Origin of the sequence: Microcystis sp. M015S2, assembly GCF_020245945.1 — a bacterium.
GTDB lineage: Bacteria > Cyanobacteriota > Cyanobacteriia > Cyanobacteriales > Microcystaceae > Microcystis.
In genome coordinates this window covers 1-24,186 of record NZ_JADBTX010000051.1, presented here as the reverse complement: position 1 = coordinate 24,186, position 24,186 = coordinate 1, and the positions used below count along the sequence as shown (strand labels likewise).

At 39.9% G+C, this 24,186-nt stretch carries 30 protein-coding genes; 13 read left to right on the top strand and 17 right to left on the bottom strand.

The annotated features are described in order from the left end of the window. Positions 1 to 115: 115 nt before the first annotated feature. From IM473_RS10965 to pdxH, 4 genes are all read right to left on the bottom strand, one after another. The gene (locus IM473_RS10965) at positions 116 to 667 is read right to left on the bottom strand and encodes a hypothetical protein (protein ID WP_287690445.1); all 552 of its coding nucleotides are present in this window, start codon (positions 665 to 667) and stop codon (positions 116 to 118) included. Then, positions 661 to 1,362: a COP23 domain-containing protein gene (locus tag IM473_RS10960; RefSeq protein ID WP_287659359.1), complete on the bottom strand. Its 702-nt coding sequence runs from the start codon at positions 1,360 to 1,362 to the stop codon at positions 661 to 663. The genes IM473_RS10965 and IM473_RS10960 overlap by 7 nt, the downstream gene beginning before the upstream one ends. Before the next feature lie 69 nt (positions 1,363 to 1,431). Next, positions 1,432 to 1,689: a trypco2 family protein gene (locus IM473_RS10955; protein WP_287659357.1), complete on the bottom strand. Its 258-nt coding sequence runs from the start codon at positions 1,687 to 1,689 to the stop codon at positions 1,432 to 1,434. 231 nt (positions 1,690 to 1,920) lie between these two features. Continuing rightward, complete coding sequence (gene pdxH / locus IM473_RS10950) at positions 1,921 to 2,565, bottom strand: pyridoxamine 5'-phosphate oxidase (protein ID WP_104398377.1); 645 nt, start codon at positions 2,563 to 2,565, stop codon at positions 1,921 to 1,923. A gap of 51 nt (positions 2,566 to 2,616) precedes the next feature. Between pdxH and IM473_RS10945 the strand changes: the two genes are divergently transcribed. Then, a complete protein-coding gene (locus IM473_RS10945) occupies positions 2,617 to 3,387 on the top strand; it encodes a segregation/condensation protein A (RefSeq protein ID WP_108937222.1) in 771 nt (256 codons plus the stop codon). A 197-nt stretch (positions 3,388 to 3,584) separates the two neighbouring features. Here the strand turns inward: IM473_RS10945 and IM473_RS10940 are convergent, their stop codons facing one another. Then, positions 3,585 to 3,887 carry a HigA family addiction module antitoxin gene (locus IM473_RS10940; RefSeq protein ID WP_287659356.1) on the bottom strand — a complete coding sequence of 101 codons (303 nt, stop codon included), beginning with the start codon at positions 3,885 to 3,887 and terminating at the stop codon, positions 3,585 to 3,587. A gap of 1 nt (position 3,888) precedes the next feature. Between IM473_RS10940 and IM473_RS10935 the strand changes: the two genes are divergently transcribed. After that, positions 3,889 to 4,068 carry a DUF488 family protein gene (locus IM473_RS10935; RefSeq protein ID WP_287659355.1) on the top strand — a complete coding sequence of 60 codons (180 nt, stop codon included), beginning with the start codon at positions 3,889 to 3,891 and terminating at the stop codon, positions 4,066 to 4,068. Between the two features lie 3 nt (positions 4,069 to 4,071). Here the strand turns inward: IM473_RS10935 and IM473_RS10930 are convergent, their stop codons facing one another. The 6 genes from IM473_RS10930 to grxC all read right to left on the bottom strand — a co-directional run bounded on the left by IM473_RS10930 (position 4,072) and on the right by grxC (position 9,470). After that, complete coding sequence (locus IM473_RS10930) at positions 4,072 to 5,409, bottom strand: helicase HerA domain-containing protein (RefSeq protein ID WP_287659354.1); 1,338 nt, start codon at positions 5,407 to 5,409, stop codon at positions 4,072 to 4,074. 146 nt (positions 5,410 to 5,555) lie between these two features. Next, on the bottom strand, positions 5,556 to 5,867 hold the full coding sequence (locus tag IM473_RS10925) for a hypothetical protein (protein ID WP_287659353.1): 312 nt from the start codon (positions 5,865 to 5,867) through the stop codon (positions 5,556 to 5,558). A gap of 22 nt (positions 5,868 to 5,889) precedes the next feature. Further along, positions 5,890 to 7,023: a hypothetical protein gene (locus IM473_RS10920; RefSeq protein ID WP_287659352.1), complete on the bottom strand. Its 1,134-nt coding sequence runs from the start codon at positions 7,021 to 7,023 to the stop codon at positions 5,890 to 5,892. Between the two features lie 8 nt (positions 7,024 to 7,031). After that, the gene (locus tag IM473_RS10915; RefSeq protein ID WP_002740946.1) at positions 7,032 to 8,105 is read right to left on the bottom strand and encodes a DNA methyltransferase; all 1,074 of its coding nucleotides are present in this window, start codon (positions 8,103 to 8,105) and stop codon (positions 7,032 to 7,034) included. 574 nt (positions 8,106 to 8,679) lie between these two features. After that, on the bottom strand, positions 8,680 to 9,168 hold the full coding sequence (gene tadA / locus IM473_RS10910) for a tRNA adenosine(34) deaminase TadA (RefSeq protein WP_287659351.1): 489 nt from the start codon (positions 9,166 to 9,168) through the stop codon (positions 8,680 to 8,682). Then, the gene (gene grxC / locus IM473_RS10905) at positions 9,153 to 9,470 is read right to left on the bottom strand and encodes a glutaredoxin 3 (RefSeq protein WP_190359696.1); all 318 of its coding nucleotides are present in this window, start codon (positions 9,468 to 9,470) and stop codon (positions 9,153 to 9,155) included. Before grxC ends, tadA begins: the two co-directional genes overlap by 16 nt. 32 nt (positions 9,471 to 9,502) lie before the next feature. Here grxC and IM473_RS10900 point away from each other — a divergent pair, with 32 nt between their 5' ends. The 4 genes from IM473_RS10900 (at position 9,503) to ccmS (ending at position 12,597) form a co-directional block, all read left to right on the top strand. Further along, on the top strand, positions 9,503 to 10,063 hold the full coding sequence (locus IM473_RS10900; RefSeq protein WP_159252147.1) for a 5-formyltetrahydrofolate cyclo-ligase: 561 nt from the start codon (positions 9,503 to 9,505) through the stop codon (positions 10,061 to 10,063). Between the two features lie 306 nt (positions 10,064 to 10,369). After that, on the top strand, positions 10,370 to 10,687 hold the full coding sequence (locus tag IM473_RS10895) for a slr1957 family protein (RefSeq protein WP_002762345.1): 318 nt from the start codon (positions 10,370 to 10,372) through the stop codon (positions 10,685 to 10,687). Between the two features lie 269 nt (positions 10,688 to 10,956). Next, positions 10,957 to 11,970 carry an aldo/keto reductase gene (locus tag IM473_RS10890; protein ID WP_287659350.1) on the top strand — a complete coding sequence of 338 codons (1,014 nt, stop codon included), beginning with the start codon at positions 10,957 to 10,959 and terminating at the stop codon, positions 11,968 to 11,970. A 186-nt stretch (positions 11,971 to 12,156) separates the two neighbouring features. After that, the gene (gene ccmS / locus IM473_RS10885) at positions 12,157 to 12,597 is read left to right on the top strand and encodes a beta-carboxysome assembly chaperone CcmS (RefSeq protein WP_287659349.1); all 441 of its coding nucleotides are present in this window, start codon (positions 12,157 to 12,159) and stop codon (positions 12,595 to 12,597) included. Here the strand turns inward: ccmS and nagA are convergent. After that, positions 12,553 to 13,704 carry an N-acetylglucosamine-6-phosphate deacetylase gene (nagA, locus tag IM473_RS10880; protein WP_287659348.1) on the bottom strand — a complete coding sequence of 384 codons (1,152 nt, stop codon included), beginning with the start codon at positions 13,702 to 13,704 and terminating at the stop codon, positions 12,553 to 12,555. The genes ccmS and nagA overlap by 45 nt on opposite strands. 364 nt (positions 13,705 to 14,068) lie before the next feature. Here nagA and IM473_RS10875 point away from each other — a divergent pair, with 364 nt between their 5' ends. From IM473_RS10875 to IM473_RS10865, 3 genes are all read left to right on the top strand, one after another. Then, a complete protein-coding gene (locus IM473_RS10875) occupies positions 14,069 to 14,863 on the top strand; it encodes a metallophosphoesterase family protein (RefSeq protein WP_287659347.1) in 795 nt (264 codons plus the stop codon). Positions 14,864 to 14,941: 78 nt separating this feature from the next. After that, positions 14,942 to 15,760 (top strand): SirB1 family protein, encoded by an 819-nt coding sequence (locus IM473_RS10870; RefSeq protein ID WP_287659345.1) that lies wholly within the window; start codon positions 14,942 to 14,944, stop codon positions 15,758 to 15,760. A 156-nt stretch (positions 15,761 to 15,916) separates the two neighbouring features. After that, positions 15,917 to 16,381, top strand: a complete 465-nt coding sequence (locus tag IM473_RS10865; RefSeq protein ID WP_002802022.1) for a VOC family protein — start codon at positions 15,917 to 15,919, stop codon at positions 16,379 to 16,381. Here IM473_RS10865 and IM473_RS10860 read toward each other — a convergent pair. The 3 genes from IM473_RS10860 to IM473_RS10850 form a co-directional block, all read right to left on the bottom strand. Further along, entirely contained in the window at positions 16,378 to 17,145 is a 768-nt protein-coding gene (locus tag IM473_RS10860; RefSeq protein ID WP_287659343.1) for a TspO-related membrane protein, read from the bottom strand. The two genes, IM473_RS10865 and IM473_RS10860, sit on opposite strands and share 4 nt — an antisense overlap. A 3-nt stretch (positions 17,146 to 17,148) precedes the next feature. Next, positions 17,149 to 17,628, bottom strand: a complete 480-nt coding sequence (gene fabZ, locus IM473_RS10855) for a 3-hydroxyacyl-ACP dehydratase FabZ (protein ID WP_002734156.1) — start codon at positions 17,626 to 17,628, stop codon at positions 17,149 to 17,151. A 93-nt stretch (positions 17,629 to 17,721) separates the two neighbouring features. Further along, positions 17,722 to 18,861: a SpoIID/LytB domain-containing protein gene (locus tag IM473_RS10850; protein ID WP_287659342.1), complete on the bottom strand. Its 1,140-nt coding sequence runs from the start codon at positions 18,859 to 18,861 to the stop codon at positions 17,722 to 17,724. Here IM473_RS10850 and IM473_RS10845 point away from each other — a divergent pair. After that, the gene (locus IM473_RS10845) at positions 18,860 to 19,069 is read left to right on the top strand and encodes a hypothetical protein (RefSeq protein WP_287659341.1); all 210 of its coding nucleotides are present in this window, start codon (positions 18,860 to 18,862) and stop codon (positions 19,067 to 19,069) included. The two genes, IM473_RS10850 and IM473_RS10845, sit on opposite strands and share 2 nt — an antisense overlap. A 202-nt stretch (positions 19,070 to 19,271) precedes the next feature. On the opposite strand, the gene IM473_RS10840 is transcribed toward IM473_RS10845, so the two are convergent. Next, entirely contained in the window at positions 19,272 to 19,925 is a 654-nt protein-coding gene (locus IM473_RS10840) for a Coq4 family protein (RefSeq protein WP_287659339.1), read from the bottom strand. Positions 19,926 to 19,995: 70 nt separating this feature from the next. Beyond that, positions 19,996 to 20,286 (bottom strand): YiaA/YiaB family inner membrane protein, encoded by a 291-nt coding sequence (locus tag IM473_RS10835; protein ID WP_287659338.1) that lies wholly within the window; start codon positions 20,284 to 20,286, stop codon positions 19,996 to 19,998. 159 nt (positions 20,287 to 20,445) lie between these two features. Between IM473_RS10835 and IM473_RS10830 the strand changes: the two genes are divergently transcribed. The 3 genes from IM473_RS10830 to IM473_RS10820 form a co-directional block, all read left to right on the top strand. Then, a complete protein-coding gene (locus IM473_RS10830; protein ID WP_287659336.1) occupies positions 20,446 to 21,441 on the top strand; it encodes a hypothetical protein in 996 nt (331 codons plus the stop codon). A 191-nt stretch (positions 21,442 to 21,632) separates the two neighbouring features. After that, positions 21,633 to 22,976, top strand: a complete 1,344-nt coding sequence (locus IM473_RS10825; protein WP_287659334.1) for a P-loop NTPase fold protein — start codon at positions 21,633 to 21,635, stop codon at positions 22,974 to 22,976. Between the two features lie 2 nt (positions 22,977 to 22,978). Then, positions 22,979 to 24,186 (top strand): tetratricopeptide repeat protein (locus IM473_RS10820; RefSeq protein WP_287659332.1); only part of this gene is annotated, 1,208 nt, incomplete at its 3' end.

Genomic DNA, 24,186 nt, shown 5'->3' with positions numbered 1-24,186 from the left:
TCGGGCTACATCAAATGTTCCAAAAAAATATAGAAGAGCTAATGCAAATTAGCCGCTATCGGTTGAAGGATTACATCAAAGGACAAAGAGCGATATCGCTTGCCCTATCTACCTTCTAGCTCGCTTGTCCCCCTCTCAGATTATTTGGTTCTTCTGCTAATGGATCATTTTTGAATTGTGCAGCATATTCTTTGTTAAATACTTTAAAGTAATCGCCACAATATTTTACAATTTCTTCATCTCTTGTTATCAAATCGGCAAGCCTAATATTATAATCACATAATCGTTCGTTAGCTTCTTGAATTAAATCACTTATCATTCGTTTGCCTTGATAATGCTGAGGGTCTGGATAACTATCCTTGGAATATTTTTTATACACAGATAATTTATACTCTGCGCGTTTAATTCCTTCTTCAATAAGCTTAATAGTTTCAGGATTATTCGTATCTATTGTTTGAAATGCACCGCTTCCTTCCGCAAAATAAGGTAATGGTTTCTTCACAATCGCTTGCATTTCTTTTGTCGTCTGTGCCAACGTTAAAGAACATCGAAATGGCAATGATATAGCGATACAAATAGAAACAAAGACAAGGCTTGTCAATTTATGGAGTTTCATAATTTCAAATATATTTGAATGAGTAATAAAATTCAGAATTATTTTTACCAAGCAGGTTTTTCCGAACTTTTTTCGGTATTCTTTTTAGATTTTGGTGAAGGAATAATTGAAGAAATATCATAAAAAACTCGTTTTCCTTCCGCAAAAGTCTTAGGTGGTTTTTCTCCCCTTAAAACAGGAGGCTCTTGACTAGGTAATTTGTGGCGATTTAATAGCTCTTTTAGAACATCATTAGGGTTATCTTTCGATTCTAAAGTAATTAATAAATCCTCCTCATGGCAAACTGAATTTTCTGATTTAACAGAACAGATTACAGGCAGTTCCTTATTGGGAACCCAGGTTTCTAATGTGGCAACTAAATATTTTAAGCCATCACGATGATAAATTCTTTGGAATCGCCGAGAAACTTCCTCACACCTTTTTAGCGGTGGCCAATTATCACCAAAATAATTATTATCTAGCTTCCAAAGAATAATTGGAATCGATTCATCACCGGTTGCAATTGTTGCAGGAAAACTTTTCCCATTGTATTCACTTTCTCCACAGGAAAACGTAACTTTTGACGCTGGAGACTCCGAGGGAACTTGACGAGGAGAAACGTTTGTTTTCTGGGGTTCTGCTTTGGGAGAAGGATCAGGCGATGGCTTAAGTACAGATATTAGTCCAGTCACCGCAACAATAACTGGTGCAGCCGCAGTCAGAATAGCCACAACACCAGCACCAACATTATTTTTGTTATCGCTCATTAATTGATTACCTCTTTAGAAAAGATTCTTTTGGGGTGATCACCTCTTTTATTGTATATCTCTTATCCACTATTGGCAAAAGCTTAAAGGAATTTTAATTCTATGGGTTATCGTATCTTTATTGGTGACACCCCCACCCATTTCTACTACCCAAAATTTCAGCCCACCTTTGCCTTCTTTCGACTGCTCAACCACAAATTGAAACTCTAATTCAATGTCACCCACTTCAAAGCGAATCTGCTCACCCTCAGAGGCTAAAATAGATTTACTCAGTTCAACCCGCAATGCTTCTAAGGTTTCTCGAAGTCCAACTTTATTGATGTCCATAATTCTCTAGTTATTTTTGAAAGATGCAGACAAAAACCCTTTCAATTCTATCGTTTTTCTGAAACTTTAGGGCGGACGGATTACCTTTATCCAATTGATATAATAGCCCAACCCAATCGCTAAGGTAAGCGCGGGTTGGGAAAAGACATCGACCTAATATTATCTCAAGACTAAAATGACAAATTGAATTAGCATTGAGCTATTTTGCTAATACAAGGTGTCAAGATCAAACTAAGGAGCTAAACGTTGCCTTTGCCAACTGCCATCTTCTTGACGATAATAACAGAGACGATCGTGGAGACGACTGGGGCGACCTTGCCAGAACTCGATTAAACTAGGAATTAGGCGAAATCCGCCCCAATGAGGAGGACGGGGAACTTCACGACCCGCATATTCTTCTTTTAGTTCTGTCAGGCGTTTTTCGAGGATATACCGCCCGGAAATCACTTCACTTTGATTGGAGGCCCAGGCCCCTAAACGAGATTCCCAGGGACGGACAAAAAAGTAATTATCCGATTCCTCCTCGCTGATTTTTTCTACAGTTCCCTCGATCCTAATTTGCCGTTGCAATTCTCCCCACCAAAACACTAGGGCCGCATTGGGATTAGCGATTAATTCCTGTCCTTTGGCGCTTTGGTAGTTGGTAAAGAGAACAAAACCGCGAGGATCGAAGTCTTTTAACAGTACCATGCGGGCCCGGGGTTTACCCTCCGGCGAAATAGTGGCTAAAGTCATAGCGTTGGGTTCCAATCTTCCCGAAGATACCGCCCGTTCTAGCCATTGTTTAAATACAATGAAAGGATCGGCAGATGTTTCTGACTCTAGCAATTCTTCAAGATTGTAGTCCAAGCGCAGGTCAGCGATCGATATGTCCATGGTTTTGCTTGCTAAATTTTATCCTTTGAGATCCTACAAGATTCTACAATCATGACTATCACCTCGGCCAGTGATGCGATCGCCTCTCTTTTAGAAATGGCGGAACAGGGAGAAATTGACCCCTGGGATGTGCAGGTTATTGATGTGATCGATCGCTTTTTGGCGGAATTGGGGTTATTAAATGATCTAGATTTAGCCATGGCCCAGGCTAATTTACCCCAATCGGGACAGGCTTTTTTATGGGCTTCCATGTTAGTTTTATTTAAGGCTGATACCCTAGAAAGATTGTCTTTGGACCAGCAAGAAGAAAGTCTGATTGATGAGGAAATTAGCGAGTTAGAACGGGAATTAAGAACTTTACCCCGTTATCTAGAAAATCATATTCGCCGTCGTACTGCCGCCCCACCACCGCGAAAAAGACGGGTAACTTTACAGGAGTTAATCACTCAATTACAACAGATTGCCCTAGAGATTGAAGCTTTACCGAAACTGCCTGTAGTTGTCCCGAAACCCCGGCCCCAATCCCGACGGGAAGCGGTACAAATTATCACGGAATTGGCCCACCAAGAAAACCTGACGGAATTGGCAGCGGAACTGGACTTTTTTTTGCAGAGAAAGTTTTTTCAATTGGAGAAAAAGGAGATAGAGTTTGAGTATTTATTAGATTTATGGCAAGCGGAAAAACCCTCTAGTCACTCGGCAACACAGGAGAAGGTGGCGATTTTTTGGGCTTTACTTTTACTGGCTTCTCAATCAAAAGTGGAATTAAAACAAGAGGATTTTTATCAGGATTTAACTATTTCTTTAATTAGGGTTTGCTGAAAAAGTTTTTTCTAGAGGCAGGGTGTGCGGTGTCGGGTGTGGGGTTTTAAGCTAAGAGGAATTTTAACCTCCGATCCTTAGATTAGCTGAATCTCCCTCAATCCCTTTAATGTTGCCTTCTGCAAGAGTGCAAGAGTGCCTCATCTCAACAAGTAATTTAAATGTGCGGGCAGCTTAATTATAGAATTCAAGAGAATTTATCCTGAAGACAGGGATTGATAAGGAATAATTTCTTCGAGGGTATTTCCTAACTTTTCCCTCGCTAGATCTAACTCATAGGCTTTTTGTAAATTCATCCAAATTTCTGCCCCTGTATTAAAAAAAAGCCCTAATTTTAAGGCAATATCTCCCTTGATATTTCCTTGACATTTGAGAATTTGCTCAAGTTCATTCTCTGGAATATTAACTCTTGTGGCAAGCTGAGAAACATTAAGATTAATTTCCTCTAATTCATCAGCTAAAATTTCCCCAGGGTGGATAGGACTTTTCCAATTATTCATCGTGAATTTTGCTTACGGCTCTTCTCATCAAGATGAAGTTTTACAATATATTGCTAAAAAAGCTCAGTCAAAAACAGTTTTGCTATTATGTGCAGAAATGGATTATCATCGTTGTCATCGGGTTGAAGTGGCTGAGAAGTTACAAGAGCTAACTCATCAGCCGATCAATCATCTTCAGTAACATTTATGAGTTGTTGTTGGTTGTTCCTGCTTGAATACAAGCATCTAAAGTTTCATTATTTTGATCAGCTAACGTTTGCCAATCCTTGAAAAATTGCATAGGAACTGCTACCGATTCACTCGAACCAACTCCAATGAATTGACCACTGGCAACAAATGGACTTCCTCCCATTGTAGCTACATAACTATAAACATTACAGCCATCTTTTCCTAAAACTGATTCCATATTAGTTTGATCCGCAACAGCAGTCATTCCTTTACCAAAAAAGAATGTTCCCATTTGGGTAAAAGCATCTTTACTAATAGCGGAAGGTCTTTGATCCGCTAACCACCAAGCTAAACCATATTGTCTTGTTGTTTTAATTCCGTCTATTAATTTTTCTTGTAATTCTTTTTGTTTTTCATCTTTAGGTGATTGAGGGATAAAACGATTAGCTTCATCGACATAAACAATTGCATTTGCATATTTTTGTCGACTTTTATATAGATTAAGTGCGCGACTTCGGAAACGTTTGTATAAAGTTCCAAGTATAAAAACATTAACTGAAGTATTATAGCTATCAATATTAAGAAAGTAAATTTTTCCTTCAATTAAAACATGATCTACAATATCTATAAGTTTTTCTCCTTCAGTAAATCTTTTTAATACACGATTCCATAAAGAGGTTATTTTTGTTAGATTATCTTCTTGTGATTTTTTAAGCTTTTCAATTCTAACATCAAGTTTTTTGCCAGTTTCAGCATATACAAACTCTAAACTATCATTAAACTTCTCCAAAAATTTTTCTTGACTAATAGCCTTGTCTCCTTCAACAATAAGCTTTTCATCTTCATCGGTAAATTTCTCTAAAGTTAATTCTAAAAGCAATCTCCATTTATCAGGAGCAATAGAAGGTGCAACAAGTCTTTGAAAATTTTCAATTGAAAGAAGTTCTTGAAGTTGATCTGTATTTTCTAATCTTAAATCTTCAATATGTATAACTTGAACATTACGACCATTAGCTTCTAAAAAATTCCGTAAATTCAAATCACGTCCTGATGGTCTAATAAAATCTCCCTTGCCATCAGGTATAAACGCTCCCATTGTTCTCGTTGATAATAAATATAATGCCAGCATAATTTTGGCAGCATGAGTTTTCCCACTACCTGATCTTCCCAAAAATATTGCATGGCGAGCTTCACCCCAACCATTATCATCAGCAGGATTAAAACTTTTACAAATAATAGGAACATTAATAGCTTCACCCACTAATGACCCCGGATATCTCAAATAGCCTTCTGACTTATCAGGAGCAAAACTATTAAAAATTATTTGAGGATTTTTTTGTTCTTCTTCAGACATCAAAGAATTATCATCTAAACTAACAATTTGTGAACCACTAGGAGGATTCGCTCTTATAGCGGTGTGCAGTCGTATGAAGTACAGTGTCACGAGCTATAAACCATGCTAGGCAAGGCTTGGTCTGTATCTCACTCAAGCGCTTACCGCTATAAGGGTGCAGCACTTCCATTTACTTGTTGAGCGATAGGTTTAGCGATCGCTTCTTCATAATCTCCAATTGATGATAAATAGGGAATAGAACCTCTTGCTGCAATAACAGGACCAAAACTGCCATCTTCATGAACGGTATTACGTCTATCTACTGAAATGATTTGACATAAAACAGAAATATTGCTATTTCCTGCATTAAATCTTAAAAACCCTAATCGACCTAATAATTCATTGCCTAAGGAACTAGAACGAACAATACCATAAAATTGACGGTTACGAGTTGAGCCAATGCTAATGTATTCTACCATGATAAAAAATCCTCTTAGTGTTTTAGGTGCGGAATCGGCGAACTAATTGAGTGGCCAAATTACTATTAAAGTCTTGGATGTTAGCCACCCCTACTGTTTGATAAAGATTTGGCAAACGTCCTGTGTGACGCTTAACAACTTGATCAACTAAAAACTGCTCTAACGGTTCATAAATTGTTGGAACAATCATGCTATCTCTAACAGTAGCTAACATTTGATGGAAAAGTCTGCTGCCATTTCTTAAAAGCTCCCGATTAAATTCAATTCTTTTTACTGGCGACCAAGCATGAGGTTTATAGTAAGTAGAGCAAATACAATTTACATCTCCTGTACTGGTAAAAGTAGCATTATAAATCTCTTTAATAGCATTTTGGCTTTCAAAAATACTATCTGTATGTACATTTAATTTACCTAAACCACTTTCCGATAAAGGAATTGGTTTAGTATATTCACCTGCTTGTAGAACGCCTAAAAGGAAAACCTTATCCAATAAATTTAAAGAATTTGAGCCATACTGATTGCAATAGAATCGTGAAACCCCACCTTTAGAAATGGCAATATTGCGAGAATTTTGAAGAATACCAATAAAATGACCATTTCGAGAAAGCATTGGCTGTAAAAATTTTAACAAACTTTGTTTATCATCGTCGCTATTATTTCGTCGGTAGTTAACTAAAACTCGATTAACATTTTCTAATAAAGAAACCCAAGAGTTATCTACAATACAAAAGCTTTCTCTTTCATTTGCATCATAAATATCTCTTACCTCCATTGCATTACGAACTCCGTACATTAAAGCCGTTGCTTCTTCTTCTTCAAATGCTAGTCTTTCCATTGAAATTCTAACATCATAGTTTTGACGTAAAGAGTATAGGACAGAAACAACAAAACACTGTGTTCCTAGTCCAATATTTAAAACATTATTCCCACCATCAACCGCTACCATTGATCCTAAACCTTGAACAGTCTGTGATTGCTGAATAATATTTTCAGATAGCATTCGATTACGAGAACTTTGTAATCCTTCAGCTATTTCTGGCGTATCTAATTGCCGTAAATTTTCTACATAGTCTTGGATATCTGACTCCAAAACTTCTGCAAATTGGCTGGAGATTGGGATAGGTTCACGATAAAGATTAGAGTTTGAAGCGTACATTTACACAATTACTCCTTATTCATTTGAAAAACTAAAAGATCGCGATCTGTATTAACCATTTTACGGTTTTCTCTCGCCCATTTCATTACACTAGATGAAATTTGTTGATTAGAAATAGGAGCCTGAATTCGACTCACTAAATTCCAATTATTATCAAGAAAACTAGAAACAACCTTAAAGATTGTGTGATTTTCCCAATCATAAACATTCTGGATCAAAATGGACAAATAACCATCAGGTGATAGTGCTTGCCGACAGTGATCACCAATGGTAACTAAAGCGTTAATAAACTCCGTTTCATTCATTTGAGATAAACAGTGAGGATGTTTACTGTATAAATTTTTGGCAATCGCACCATAGGGAGGATCTAAAAAAATTAATTTCGCTCCATGAGCTTCTTCTGGAACGCCTAAAAGAGCATCATTAATTAAAATATCAGAACGAACAGACGCTAAATCATAACCTAAACATCGTCTATCTAAGAATTGAGCAGCGTCTAAAGTTGAACCACCTCCGGCCATTAAATCTACCACAAGATCATCAGGTTCAGTAAAATAATGAATTAAATTAGCTGCTATTTGCCCCGGAATACGCCCAGGGTATTTAATTCCAAATCGAGGATCGCAATGAGAAAAGTACCAAAATGTTCCACATCTCAACCACGAAAATTTTTGAGGATCACCATTACCTGTAATAGCTAAACGTATATCTGTACTATTCCATTTCTTTTCTAATGCTTGATTGAGCCAGTAGTGAGCCTCAGTAGGAGCTTTTCGCATTGCTTCTATATGATGGCTTACACTAAGCTGATGAAAACGTTCTTTTGGGGGATAAAATTTAGCTGTTCTCGCTAATAACTGTAATCGTGACTCAGAAATACCACAAGCATCAGACAATGCTTTAAAATGGTAATTGGGATGATTTCCCCATTCAGTTTCAACTTTACAAGCTAAGTCAGCTAGATCCCAAAGCGATTTTTTCCCTGATAATCCAGCATAGGAACAGGCTAATGTAAGGGTTTTGAGCCATTTTTTAGTTTGTGATCGATCCGACTTATTAGAGATAAAGTTAGTAAGTTGCATAGTGCATTTATTGTTTTGTTGCTTCCATTAAATATTGTAAAAACACTCTAATTTACAGCACACAGATAAATCTTATTTTATACCATACATTTGTGAGTTATCCTAACATAAAAAAATATATATAGTGCGCCTAGTTGATTTGTGAACGGCTAGGCTCTGGAAGTCAGGTATCGCAAGACGCCAAACGGAGGGGGTTTACATTTCATGTAGGTGCGCTATATTTAGAGTATATATCATAAAATACAAGTTGAGAAACTCACTGGATTCATAATTTTAGACTACGACAGTGTGTTGATCGTTATCTACCGTATATTTACGGTATCTTTAGATGGTGTATCTATGTCAACTGACCGATAAAGTAATGTTATCATAAACTTAAACAGACTGTTATTCATTTTTGACTCAAGTGTTTTCAATCAACTTAATTAACCTTATTCAACAGTTCAACAGTCACACTCTTGCCTAAATTACGAGGTTGCCCCACGTCTCAACCGCAGGGAACGGTGATATGGTAGGAAAGTAATTGTCGGGGAATTACTGACAGCAATTCTGTCAGTAATTCGAGGAATGTCTCTCATCTTTTTTTCTCAAACCAAGTTTGTAATAATTCCCCGGATTCCTTGGCTAAAATTCCCGCGATTACCGGCAAACGATGGTTAGAAAAAGGACTATCTATAAAATTAGCCACAGTGCGGATAACTCCTGTTTTGGGATCGTCAGCACCGTACACTAATAATCCTAATCTAGCCTGAATAATTGCCCCGGCACACATGGGACAGGGTTCGAGGGTGACGTAGAGGGTACAATCATTTAAGTGCCAATTGCCTAAAACTTGACTAGCGGCACGAATCGCCAGAATTTCGGCGTGAGCGGTGGGATCATGGTGTTTTTCCTTGCAATTAGCCCCTTGAGCGATTAAATTGCCCTCTTTATCCACGATAACCGCTCCCACCGGCACATCACCCCGATCCCCCGCAGTTGCCGCTAAATTTAAAGCTAACCGCATCCATTGCCGATGTTTCTCATAGGCTTTTTCATCAATAGACTTTAGATAGTCCCACATTTAGCCAATAAATTATCTAATTTTTTTTGACCATCCAAAGCATACAAATCATCACAACCACCGATATGTTCATTATTGATAAAAATCTGTGGTACACTGCGTTTACCGTTGGACCGTTGCGCCATAGCTTGACGAGCGCTTTCATCCCCATCAATCTTGTATTCGGTGTATTTTACCCCTTTCCAACCCAGCAACCATTTGGCTCGAATACAGTAGGGACAAGTTGCCCAAGTATAAATTTCCACATTGGCCTTGATATTCTCGTTATAACGCCCAAAAAGCGAGTTAAATAGATTTAGCATCTTGTGACTACAGAAATATTTATCTCTATTTTATGGATTCTGCTACCAAAAAAGCCCAATTACGCAAACAACTAATTACCCAAAGACGATCGCTTCCTAAGCATATTTGGCAAGAAAATAGTCAGCAACTTTGCAAAAATTTACAATCTTTACCCCTCTTTCACCACGCTAAAACCATTCTCGCTTACTTCAGTTATCGTCAGGAGCCGGATTTAAGTTCCTTATTTTGCCAACACCATCGCTGGGGTTTTCCCCGTTGTGACGGAGATAGCCTGACTTGGCACTGTTGGACTGCCGATGATCCCCTAGAATTAAATCGTTATGGCATTTATGAACCAACAGCGATCGCTCCTCTCATTTTACCGGCCGAAGTGGACTTACTATTAATTCCCGCCGTCGCTTGCGATCGCCAAGGTTATCGCTTAGGTTACGGGGGGGGTTATTTTGATCGTCTCTTACATTCCCCCGAATGGCAAGCTATCCCCTCGATCGGGATTGTCTTTGACTTTGCCTATCTCGATACCCTTCCCCTCGATACTTGGGACCAAAAATTACAGGCAATCTGTACCGAATCGAGAACCGAAATTTTTTAACAATTATTTTCCTATTCCCTCACACCCAATCCCCAAGCTGATCCCTAGAAAGCAACAAGCTGATGGCTGACAGCCGATGGCTGCAAGCTTACACTAAATCCAGTTATTAAAAACTGATTATTTATTTCCCCTTTTGCCTCTTGCCTCTTGCCTTTTGCCTGTCCTGATATGTAGCCTATACTCAACGGATTTAGTATTATATTAAGTTTTATTGAATCCGATCGACCCTGAAGATAGCTTTGCTAGGATGAAATTCACATCAGGAGATGTTTATAGTAATCACTGGAAAAAGTCAACAGGGAAGCAATGAAACACTTTCACGAACCATGGATTCAAGAATGGTGTCAAGAAAACGGCTGGACAGAGCTATTTCTCGAACGCTACAGTAATTATTGGGCATTCCCTCCCAATGCCGTGATGCCAGAACCAATTCCCACCAAAGTGTTACAAAACATTAAGCGCCAAAAAGGTCTATCCCCTGCCGAAAAACTTTGGTTAGGAGTGGCGATCGGATTGACTTTGACAGCTTTAATTCTCTGTATCACCCTCGCTTGTCCTATGCCTATAGTTCTCGCTTTCGCTTTTGATGCTGTCACCGCAGCGCGATTGGAAGTGGAATATTAAACCAGCAAAAATTGAGTAGCAGAAACCCAAAAAGGGGGAGATTTTTCCGAAAGTCTTCCCCTTTGCCGCTTTTTTCTGGACAGGTACAATCGATCTGTTCAACGAAACAGGGTAAAATCGGGCGATAATTTAAGAAAGTAAATTCATCGGTTTTTTAGCCTTCAGGAGTCAGTATTTAGGAGTCAGGAGATTATTTTTATTTATTCTCCCCACTTCCTTCTCCCCCCACTCCCCAATTCATAATTCATAATTCATAATTCATAATTCCCATGTCCGAATCTCGTCGCTTACAGTTTACCCCCGATCTGGAAATTTGTCGTATTTTGAACGGAATGTGGCAAGTTTCAGGCGCCCATGGTTCGATCGCACCCCAAAAAGCGATCCCTAGTATGTTCTCCTATCTAGATGCCGGTTTCACCACTTGGGATCTGGCCGATCATTACGGTCCGGCTGAAGATTTTATCGGTGAATTTCGTCGTCAATTAGTCGCTCAAAGGGGCATTGATGCTTTAAATAATCTGCAAGCTTTCACTAAATGGGTTCCCCGTCCGGGTAAAATGACTAAGGAAATAGTCGCAAAAAATATCGCTATTTCCCTCCGTCGCATGGATGTGGATAGTCTCGATTTATTGCAGTTTCACTGGTGGGATTATCGCGATAAAAATTATCTAGATGCCTTATATTTTTTAGGAGAATTACAACAGGAAGGCAAAATTAAACACCTGGCCTTGACTAATTTCGACACGGAACATTTAAAAATTATTCTCAGCACCGGGATTAAAATAGTCTCCAATCAAGTCCAGTTTTCTCTAATCGATCGCCGTCCCCTCGTCAAAATGGCACAATTTTGCCAAGAACATAACATCTATCTACTCGCCTATGGTACTCTAGCAGGAGGCTTATTAGGGGCAAAATATCTCGGTCATCCTGAACCCAATGCCATGAGTCTCAATACCGCTAGTTTACGGAAATATAAAAACATGATCAATGCTTGGGGAAACTGGCAATTATTCCAAGAATTATTAACTGTTCTTAAAGCGATCGCTGATTCCTATCATGTCACCATTCCTAATGTGGCAGTGCGTTACGTTCTCGAACAAAAGGCCGTAGCCGGGGCAATTATCGGGGTGCGTTTGGGTGTTGCTGAACATATCCAAGAAAATGCCCGTATTTTCGATTTTCAATTATCCCCCCAAGACTATCAAAAAATTGATCATGTCTTGCAAAAATCCCGGGATTTATTGCAGTTGATCGGTGATTGCGGTGATGAGTACCGTCGTTAAGTAGGTAGGTGTTAAAAATTGTCAGCTTTCCCCCCTTATTAAGGGGGGACTAAGGGGGGATCGCCACCCCTTATTAAGAGGGGACTAAGGGGGGATCGCCACCCCTTAATAAGGGGGGATCGGCACACCCCTTATTAAGGACTGATAACTGATAACTGATAACTGATAACTGAAAAGAGGCTAATAATGAGATTTGAACAACCAATCCCCGATGATCCCGCTAATCAATGGCGCTATCAATTAGATCAATTCGTGCAAGAAAATCAACAGGAATTAGCCGGTTTAATGTGGGGTTTACTCTCGGAATGGGGAGAAGATGCTCAGGAAATCTTGGGCATTGATCTTAAACCTCAGCCCCATTTTGTCTGTTGTTCTAGGGAGTCCCTAGAGAAATTAAATCGCAAGGTTAATTGTAAAATTCAAGAGATGCTTGGGATTATTTATCGCTATAATCCCAGCGAAGAAGTGGCTATAGTCGCTATCGGTGATGGTCAGGTAAAATTGATTTATTTTCAACCCGAACTTTCCCCTCCTGAATGTTTTGATCGCCTCGAAGTGGATCTCGATACCCTCATTCAACAGTTAGAGGCCAAAATGCTGGCGCAAATCCAATCTTTCCCAATTTGATGCCGATTGCCAGCGCAAAAAGTTAGCAGGTTGTCCCACCGATAAACCCGCCAATCCGATCGCTTTTCTGGGGGATTCTGTCCCTAGAAGAATCGCCGTTTCTAAATCACATATTCCCCAGTTAACTAAATTGGCTACTCCTTGTAATAAGGGTAAGGTTGTTCCCGCTAAAGTACCGTCAAAAAGTCTTGCTGTTCCCTGTTTAACTTCAATTTCTCTCTCGTCCCAAGGATAGACACCATCCTCTAAACCAATCGGCGCTAAAGCATCACTAACTAAGAAAATTCCTTGATGATAATTACTGGCTTTTAGTAATAATTCTATCATGGTTGGATGGATGTGTTGACCATCGGCAATTAACCCACAATACACCTCGCGATTGATAATTGCTTCCCCTAATAACCCCGGTTGACGATGGTGTAAAGGAGGCATGGCATTAAAAGCATGAGTAACCATTTTTGCCCCCTGTAAAAAGGCTTTTTTGGCTATTTCTTGACTCGCTTGCGAATGTCCTAAGCTGACGGTAATTCCTCGATCGCTTAGGTATTTAATCACCGTACCGCTACTATCTAATTCTGGGGCTAGGGTGATAATTTTGACGATCGATAAGTAGTCCCCAAAGATTTTATCTATTGTTTCTATACTTGGGTTTAAAAGATATTGTCCCGGATGCGCCCCCCTTTTTTCATAGTTTAAAAATGGTCCCTCTAAATGTACTCCTAAAACCTGCGCGCTCGCTCGATTTTCCTGTTGCTGTTTCTCGATATATTTGGCAATTACTGAGAGGGATTTTTGAAATTTCTCCACAGACGTGGTGACTAGGGTGGGAAGATAACCATCAATTCCTTGATTCCCAAGATAATCGCTAATCTTATCTAATTTTTCTAGATCTGTTATTTCTAAGTCGGGAAATGCTAATCCTAATCCCCCGTTGATCTGTAAATCTACTCCTCCTAACGATAGCCAATCCCCTTCCATATCGATAATCTTTTCCCCTTTTTTCCTTCCCCCCATCTCCGTGATTCTCTCGATCTTTCCCGCAGCATTTATCTCTATTTGTTGTCGCTCCTGATGGGTGGGAATTCTAGCGTTAATTAGGGTTATCATAGCAGCAGAAAACTAATTTTTTTTTATTATAATCTCAAAAAAAAACTTTTTTTTTGATTATGCTTGACAAAGGAGCATTTTTTTGAGATACTTTTTATATAATGGGAATCTTTGCACTTACTCACATATGCTTAGATCCAATTGTATAAAAACTGATCATAAAAAAATAATACCATAACCTGCCCGCTTCCTGTCCAGAAATTGCAAAAATACTTTACAAAACAATTACAGCCTTGCTGCCGCAGTTCTTAGGAGGGAGTGACTGTCAGAAGGAAAGCTTTGTCCTATAATAAAATTAAGACTTGATAAAAACTACTTTTTTAGCAATAAAAGAGTAGCAATCTCAGTGATTAGGGAGGGGTGTGTGTTTTTTAGAAAAATAGGGAAACAGACTCAAGAACCGTGTCGTATTATTATCGGAGATGTGCATGGCAGTTTTCAGACACTTTTGCGACTATTAAACCGAGTTGCTCCCGATAGTGAGGATAAGGTTTATTTTCTGGGAGATTTAATTGATCGAGGACAGCAGAGCTTGGAAGTGGTGGATTTTGTCATCAAAAATAACTATCAGTGTCTCCTAGGCAATCATGAATATATGCTCTTAAAAGCTCTGGCAGGAAAAGAAGTTTCTGAAAAATGGCTAAACGTCTGGATCGAGAATGGCGGGGCGGCGACACTACTAAGTTATAATAACAATATACCCGCCGAGCATATCAATTGGTTCCAATCCCTACCCGCTTATTTAGACCTAGGAGATATTTGGTTAGTTCACGCGGGAGTACACCCAGAATATCCCCTTGAACAGCAAACAAACGAGCAGTTTTGTTGGATTAGAAACGAATTTCATACCATGACCCAACCCTATTTCAAGGATAAACTAATTATCACAGGTCATACTTTAACCTTTACCTTTCCCGATGTCAAACCGGGACAACTAGCTCGCGGCAGCGGTTGGCTAGACATTGAAACTGGGGTTTATCATCCCCAAAGTGGTTGGTTAACTGCTTTAGATTGGACAAATCAATTAGTTTATCAAGTGCAGTCTCAAAATAAAAATTGTCGCACGATCCCTTTAGAAAAAGCCGTGGTTAATCTAGATCTTGACAAGATTTCTCGTTACTCCTCCAGGGAAAGCTCATCTAAATCACTGAACCTTTAATGGTGATCGGAAAAGAGAAGCGATAAAACCGGAAGCATCGGTTAAAATAGTTGATAATCTGATTAATACCCTTTTCTAATGACCCTTGAACTCTTATACCAAGCCTTCATCGAAACAATTCAACATCCTGACCCTGAGATAAATCTAGCTCGGGCAGCCCTACAAATAGCCAATTTTGAATATCCGCGCCTCAAGATTGATCAATATTTAAATAGAATAAATTTAATGGCTGACGAGGTAAAAAAACGCTTACCCGATAGATTATATCCTTTAAAAATAGTCAAGATTATCAATCAATATTTATTTGAAGATTTACGATTTACCGGTAATACCCAAGAATACTATGACCCCCGCAATAGCTACTTAAATGACGTAATTGATCGCCGCACGGGTATCCCACTCACTCTCTCGATTATCTATTTAGAGATTGCCAAAAAGATCAATTTTCCCATGGTAGGAATTGGTATGCCGGGCCATTTTATTATCCGTCCCGATTTCGAGGAAGTGGAAATTTTTGTCGATCCCTTTCACGGTGGTGAAATCTTATTTAAACAGGACTGTCAAGAAAGATTAAGTCAAGTTTATCAACAGCCAGTTAAATTAGAAGAACATTTTCTCAATATTGCCACCAATCAGCAAATTTTATTACGTTTGTTGACTAATTTAAAATATATTTACCTGAATCGTCAACAATGGTCTCAGACAATTCGGACAATAGATCTGCTACTTTTGCTCATTCCTAATCATCCCCTAGAGCTGCGCGATCGAGGTTTAGTTTACTATCAAATTGGACAATTCAGCCGAGCGCAACAGGATTTAGGCTTCTATCTTGCCCTCCTACCCAACGCTCAAGATGCGGAATCCATTCGGCAATTATTGCAAAAAATTAACTCTTAAGTCGCCAATCAGTTATCAGTTATCAGTTATCAGTTATCAGTTAACGGTATTAAATGAGGAATATTAAATGACATTAATAGTGCTGTCTTTTCACTGATTACTGATTACTGTTCACTGAAAAATCCCCCAATCCTTTACTGATAAATGATAACTAAAATGACTATTAGCCCTTCCTTAACCACAAAAAAACTCAAAATTGGTCAACTGCGAAAAGTCCATCATATCGCTTTCAACGTCAAAGATATGGAGGCTTCTCGTCATTTTTATGGGGAAATATTAGGCTTAGAGGAATTAGTGGGGGAAAAAATTCCCACCACCTTAAAAGAATTAGTTGCCCAGGGAAAAGTGGCCAATTTTATCACCCCCGATGGTACAGTAATTGACCTATTTTGGGAACCAGATTTAAACCCTCCCGACGACAATCCCGAAATCGCTTTTACCCGTGCCAACCATTTAGCCTTCGATATTGTCCCCGAATGCTTCGATTTTGCCCTAGAAGTGCTACAAAGTCAGGGAATTACTATTGCTAGTGGACCCGTGACCCGGCCGACTGGGAGAGGGGTTTACTTCTACGATCCCGATGGCTTTATCGTCGAAATTCGCTGTGACCCCGCATTTTAACGACTCAGAGGACGAAAACTGCCACTAAAAACCAGAAAAGTTAGGATAATCGCTAATATAATCGCCGTTATCGCAATTAGAGGCAGAGAAATATGTTTAACAGCGATCGCAAAGAAAGCCCAGATAAACACCCCGATAAAAGCCCGATCTTTTCGGTTTAAACCGACTAAAATTGCGATTATCGCCCCGATAACCAGAATTATTACCGTCCAGATCTGGTCAGTTAGACCCCATCGCTGCCAGTCGATCCAATCTAGCACCGAAGCGACGTTGACAATTGTGGCCACGGTAATCCAAGCGAAATAAATACTAATAGGAGCATTAACTAATAAACCCTGTTTACGATTGACAATCAAGCGATTAATTTCTAAGCGGAGATAAAGCCGGATGAGAGGAATTAAAATGCCTAGCATTGCCAGTAAAGACAGGGTAAAAAAACGCAATTGAAAGAGAATTACCCAGAGAATCTGACAAGCACTAGCGATGGCTAATTCGTAGCCTAACCGACGCAAACGCGGTTCAGTTTTATTAAAAGCCAAAGCTTGGTAAATTCCCAGACTAATTAAACCCAGATAGATTAATCCCCAAATTGCAAAAGCATAATTAGCGGGAACAATTAAGACATCTTGAAAAACTGTATTCGAGATAGCCCCGATATTTTCGCCCTTAAGAGGAAAAATATTAGCGAAAATATTGGTAATAAAAGCCCCTAGAATAGCAAATAAATTTAGTTCTTGTCGGAGACGATCTCGATCAAAATTCATAGGTCAATCAAAGACGGAAAACATCATTTCGCCCTGGGCGGCCAATTGCCCATCGACTCTTGCTTCCCCTTGCATTTTAGCAATTTTATTCATCTTGAAGGATAATAATTCCACCGTCATGATTAATTGATCCCCCGGCACCACAGGACGACGAAAACGGGTTTTATCAATGCCAGCGAAGGCAAAAAATTTCCCTTTCATCCCGGGTAATTGGGTCAAAATCACCCCCCCCACTTGGGCCATGGATTCAACAATTAACACCCCCGGCATCAAGGGACGACTGGGAATATGACCGGGGAAAAAAGGCTCGTTGATCGTGACATTTTTGAGGCCAACGGCTTTTTTACCTGGTACATAGTCAATAATCCGATCGACCAGGGCAAAGGGATAACGATGGGGCAGTAGTTGGCGAATTTCCTCGACGGTAAAGGTAGTTTTTATGACTGGTTCCAACTCGGTTAAGGCTTCGGTAACGATGGTCATGCAAGTCAAAAATTACAAGTTAGATCAGACATTATCTCACAATCAGTTATCAGTTATCAGTGATCAGTTTACTGGAAACGGCTGACAGCCTTTTTAATTGGGCATTTCAGTTAAACGAGCATTTTGATAATAATGGCTGAGAATGCGGTCATAAGTCACCCCTTGATCGGCGAGGGAAAAAGCGCCCCATTGACTTAAACCGATCCCATGACCGAAACCGCGACCATTAATGGCAAAAGTACCGTTATTAGCTGAAATCGTGAATAGGGTACTCCGCAGCTCCAGGAATCGCCGTAATTGGGTATCAGAGATTAATTTAGAGCCTTGATCGCCCACTATACGCATTGTAATCACTCGTCCGTGGGGAGTGGTCCTTTCGGGAGATAGCGATCGCACGCGACCGACACCACCGATTAAACGGCCTAATTCACTGGCACTAAAGTTTTTTGACCATTGAAATACCGGGGCGACTTGGTCGTAATCGACGACACCGCGCAGGTAGGGTAAGGGGGAATTCCAAACATCCTCGACATTTTCCGTATGACCCCCGGAAGAGGAGTGAAATACCGCTAGAATCGGTTTGCCGTTGAAGCTCATAATTTGTCCGGCGGTGGCATTAACTGCCTCTTGGGTGGTAGTAAACTCGCTTTCTAGACCCTTATAAACTTGGGTGCGGGTGGTAGTATCCAGATCGTAGATGCGATTGCCGGAAGTGTTCATTTGGTAGAGAGCATAGGTGCGCGCCGCCACGGATTGGGCTTTTAAGGCCTCTTGCGGCCAGGAGGGAATCGCCTCCGCACCGACGACACTATAGAGATATTCCTCTAAATCGACTAAATTTAGGGCTGTCACCCCAGAACCTTGCCGAATGATCCTTGTGCGTCCTCGATACCAGCGATCGTTAATCCAGACGTAACCATCATTCTCCGGTTCGATGATCAATTGACTGGCCTGCCAATCGGCCAAACCCACCGCTTTTCCTCTGGGATTAGCATTGAGGGCATTCATGGCGGTCAATTCTCCTAGAACTCTGCCGGCCCCATCTTTCACCACAGCATCGGTGGAACTACCCACGGAGACGGCGCTAACACCTTTACTGATGGCAATGCGTAATTCGACAGCAGCTTGGACTGGAGCGATAATCAAAGCCCAAAAAACTAGGACGAGCCAACTATGAGCAGGCAGGCGCTGCAGGTAACTGCCCAGCAGCCTTGCTGTGTGTTTATTGGTCATGGGGGTCGGACTCCTCACACAATCGATCGATAATCAATTTTACCCGGACTGGGATTTTTTGGCTACTCCAGTCCAGAAAAATTTTTCCCCTGTCACTTTTTCCCGATGGTCTGACAATTTTTCTCTCCTCTGGCCCATGAATGGGCAAATTGCCCTATTTTGTCCGATTAATCGGGATTTATTAGGTTTAGTCGATTATTCTAACTAGGTAGGTGTTAAAAATTATCATATTTCCCCCCTTATCAAAGGGGGGATTAAGGGGGGATCGGCACCCCCCTTATCAAAGGGGGATTAAGGGTAGGGTTGATTCATGAATCAACCCTACTATGAATAAACCCTAGGATTAAGGGGGGATCAAAGACAAAATCTATCTTCAAATTATAACCACTTACTTAAGTAGTCCAGCAAAATTAATTTCCTAGGTTCGAGTGGACAATCGCCAATTCTTGCCGCCAAACTAGCAGGGATTTCTCCCAAGCTAGTTCCCATTTTTGCGCCAAAAAAGGTCGAGTATTTTTGCCCAAATTATAGGCGATGACAATCTCTTCCCAGAGAGAATGTAAGGAAAGTGGGGAAGAAAATAAAGCTCCCAATAATCCCCCTAAAATTATGACAATAGCTAGAGGGCGACGAGTTTGACTTAATTCAAAAGCTTTCAGTTGCAATTCTCCCATGCCATCGACACCAAAACCCGTGACTATATGCCAGATATCGTGAGTTTGCCGTAAGCGAAGCAGCAGATAATCTGTATCAGAATTGACCTGAATAGACCGATAAAAATTAGGATCAAAATTGAGACTAATTAGGTGAGTAGCATAATGATAACCCAGGGAATCTTCTGGGAGTTTTAGCAGGGTTTCTAAACAGGGACTAGCGGCTAGATATCTTTGGGCAATCATTTGGGCGGTAGCTCGATCGCTTTTAACATATTGCAAAGATAATCGCTGTAACCAACTCTCTTTTAAGCCATCTTCAATATCATATACAGACATAATGTTACTGGGATTTTGTAAAAGAGAAATTATTCCTTTGGTCACACTGATTAGATTAGTTGTGAATAGCATATAAACTCTCCTAAGTCAGAAAAAAGAGTGAGAATAATCGAAAAAACTGATAACCAATAACTGGGAAAAACTACTCCTTATAGGGATCGTACTGACTCAATATCCGTTCTAACTTTGCTTCGTCAATGCGATTAATTAAGCGTTTAGATTCTTCGACATCGCGGACAGTTTTTGATAAATTAATGGTGGAACCGACGGTAAATAGTAAACCCATGCCTAAATAACCTTTAATCCACGGATCTACTGGTAGATAAACAACCCCTAAAGAAGTGGCAGAAATAGAGACAATAAAAGATAACCAAGTTTGAAAAATCCACGCTTGAGTATGACTGGGAGCAGTACCGTATTTTTTATCGTTCATAATCGTCTCCTAAATGTTTCTACACCCATTTTGTCGGTTCTAGAGGTGCAACAACAATGAGCGCTATCTAGTAGGGGGAGGGTTGAGAACTGGGGTGAAGTGGGGTGAAGTGGGGTGAAGTATCAAGTATAATCGTTGTCAGAATCTAGGACCGAAAAGATGGAGAGCAAACACCTGAAAATTTGGTATTCTTGGGAAAAACAAGAACAAATGATCGAGCGCTTGGTGGGGAGAGTGGGATTAACCCGGGTGCGTGCCACTTGTTTTCTGCGTCTCTGGATTTATGCGATCGCCAAGGAGGCACAGGCAAAACCCCCTTTATCCCAGTTAATTTTTCCCACCACTGCCATTATCTGTACCCATCGGCAAGCATCGGATTTATTTTATCAGGATCAGGACCAGGGCAGCGAACGATCGGCGGGTATGATGTTAGATAAATTAGCAGCCCTTGGTTTAATTGAAAAAATTTTTGACGGCAACACAACCAGAATTAAAATCAAGCCAATTACGGGGATTTTAGAGCCTGATAGCTCGGAATCATCTGTAGAATTGCAATTAGATCAATTTAATCCCCGTTGTGATGCGATTCCTGTGGCTAACTTGCTGACACGCAATTATAACTGGATGAATCGCAATGCTGAAGCAATTCCCCATCGCATTTCTCGTCTGTTGCGGGGTTGGGCAAAAGATTACACTACAGGTATGCGAGTTTTGCGTCGGGTAGATAATCTTAATCCCGTCGGTTTTTATCTGCTCTATCCCACCGCAAACGAGTCGGAAGCGAATTTTTTTACCTCTCCTAACAAGAGTTTACATCTAAGTGCGATCAACGAACAGGATCCTTTTAAAATGGCATCCGTGGGAGATGAAAATTGTCTTTCGGTATTTATTCGCAGTTGGATGATCGATGCTAATTATTTAGATAAATATCGTTTAATTTTTCTGCAAGATGCCCAAAAAACTCTCCAGAGAATGACCTTAGATTTTCCTAATCTCTGCGATTTACATACTTTGATTATTCATCCCGATTATGAGAAATTAGCCGCAGCCTTGGGATTTCAAAAAACTATTCAGGAATCCCCAAACTCTATTTATTGGATGTATTTAGGACTCGATCGCTTTTTATCCCTAGATATGGGTGAAATTCAATTTTAATCGGGAGTGGGGAAATTATGAATTATGAATTATGAATTATGAATTGGGGAGTGGGAAGTGGGAGAAAAAATCCATAACTGGGTTTTTAAAGTTCGATCGAGAGTTAGTCGTAATATTAAAAGCGGATTCGGTATAACATCTTGTCAATAAGTATTGTTATAATAATGACATCAATTAAGCTATAGTCGCCTATGTCTGAACAATTGATCGCTAATCTTGCTAATGCCTTTAAACCGGTTCCTTTACCTGCCGATAGTCCCTTTTATGTGGATCTAAAAGCAGTGAGAGCGGATGCTGATGTCTGTCAAGATTTAGGCAGAAAAATTATTCGTTCGCTGCCAACAGACTACACCCATCAACTCTACACAGGACATCGAGGAGGGGGGAAATCCACGGAATTATTGCGGCTGAAAAAATATCTAGAGCAAAAAAATTGTTTTGTTGTTTATTTTGCGGCAGATGAAGACGATATCGATCCAGAAGATGCTCAATATACAGATATTCTCATTGCCTGTACGCGCCATTTATTAGAACAACTAAAACAGGCTAATTCAACCCCCTTAAAAAACTGGATAAAATCCCGTTGGCAGGATTTAATTGATTTAGCTTTAATAGAGATTAAAGTTGAAGATGTTAAACTAGAAACAGGGGATTTAATTAAATATTTTGGTAAATTGTCTGCGGCGATTCGGGCAATTCCCAGTCAAAGACAAGAAATAAGAAATAAAATTAATCCTCATACTGTTACGCTGTTAACAGCACTAAATGAGTTTATTGATAATAGCAAAAATGTCTTAGATGATTCAAAAAAATTAGTGGTAATTGTTGATAACTTAGATCGCATTGTACCAATAAATCGGCGAGATCATAAAACTAATCATGATGAGATTTTTTTAGATCGAGCCGATCAATTAAAGGGGTTAAATTGTCATTTGATTTATACTATACCTATTTCAATGGCCTATTCCAATCGGGCCAATGATCTCCGCGATATTTATGATAATGACCCGATGGTTTTACCGATGATTATGATCCGCAATCTTGATCGTACTATTAATCCTGATGGTATAGCAAAAATTAAGGCTATTATTGAGAAAAGAACCCAGCAATTTTTACCAACGAAAAAGCTAGAAACAGATATTTTTGAAAGTCAAGAAGTTCTGGAGCGATTATGTTTAATGACTGGAGGTCATGTACGAAACTTAATTTTATTAATGCAAACCGCTTTAGATCATGTGGATGCTTTACCCATTACCGCAAAAGCTGCTCAAAGAGCAATAACCCAAGCTAGAGATGTCTATCAGAGAACAGTAGAACACGAGCAGTGGAAAATTCTGGCTAAGGTACATCGTACCAACGAAATTCAAAATGATGAAGCTCATCGTAAATTATTATTCAATCGTTGTGTTTTACAATATGCTTATTTTGATGCAGATGCAGAGTTAAAAAGTTGGTATGATGTGCATCCTTTAATTACCGAAATCAAGGAGTTTAAAGACGCAATCCTCAGCCAACCCATACCGGGAGGATTATAATAATGACAAACCAAAAAGTAAAACCCTTAACTAACTCTCAGGAATCGGATTTTGAAGGATTGCTAGAAGAGCAACCCCTAACAGCAGCAGAATCCTATCAAGCATTACTGCGATCGCTCAGACGAAAAAATGGCTTTAATTTACTCTTTGTTCGCTGTTCTCCCGTGCAAGCTGATGAGATTATTCGGGGAATCAGTCAAGATTTACCCAATAAAAATATTCAAGTCCTGCAGCTTGATTCAGAAACCGATAATTTGTATGAGAAAATTGTTGATCTACCAAATTATACCAATCTAAATATTCTTTTTGTGCGAGGTTTAGAAAATGCACTACTGCGCTACGAAGAAGCGGAAAGTCAAGGCTATTTCTTGTCGAGTCAAAGTCCAGTTTATGGAGGAACCTGGGCCGGAGTTCCTAAGATTTTAGGCTATTTAAACCTATCCCGTGAGCGATTTGAGCGGCAATTTCCCTTTACTTTAGTATTCTTATTGCCGGAATTTGCCTTGCGGTATTTTATTCGTCGTGCGTCGGATTTTTTTGATTGGTATTCGGGAGTTTATGAATTTCCGACCGATAAGGACATATTGGAAAGAGAAATTAGAAGACTGGTTTATTTAGACAGCGATCTCGATACCTATCAGCAATTCACTCCCCAACAACGACAGGAAAAGTTGGCCGAAATTAAGGCCTATTTAAGCGATTCCCCATCTCTCGATCCTGTTCGAGCATCTCAATTGTGGCATGAAAAAGGTTTAATTCATGCAATGGGAAAAGAATACGAACAAGCGATCGCATCCCTCGATCGAGCTTTAGAAATTAAACCCGATTACCATCAAGCTTGGTACAACCGAGGGGTTGCGTTAGATAACTTAGGAAAGTATGAAAAAGCGATCGCATCCTGGGATCGAGCTTTAGAAATTAAACCCGATTTGCATGAAGCTTGGAACAACCGAGGGAATGCGTTATTGAATTTAGGCAGATTTGAACAAGCGATCGCATCCTACGATCGAGCTTTAGAATTTAAACCCGATTACCCTGATGCTTGGACAAACCGAGGGAATGCGTTAGTTAACTTAGGAAGGTATGAAGAAGCGATCGCATCCTTTGATCAAGCTTTAGAAATTAAACCCGATTACCATGAAGCTTGGTACAACCGAGGGGTTGCGTTAGATAACTTAGGAAGGTATGAAGAAGCGATCGCATCCTGGGA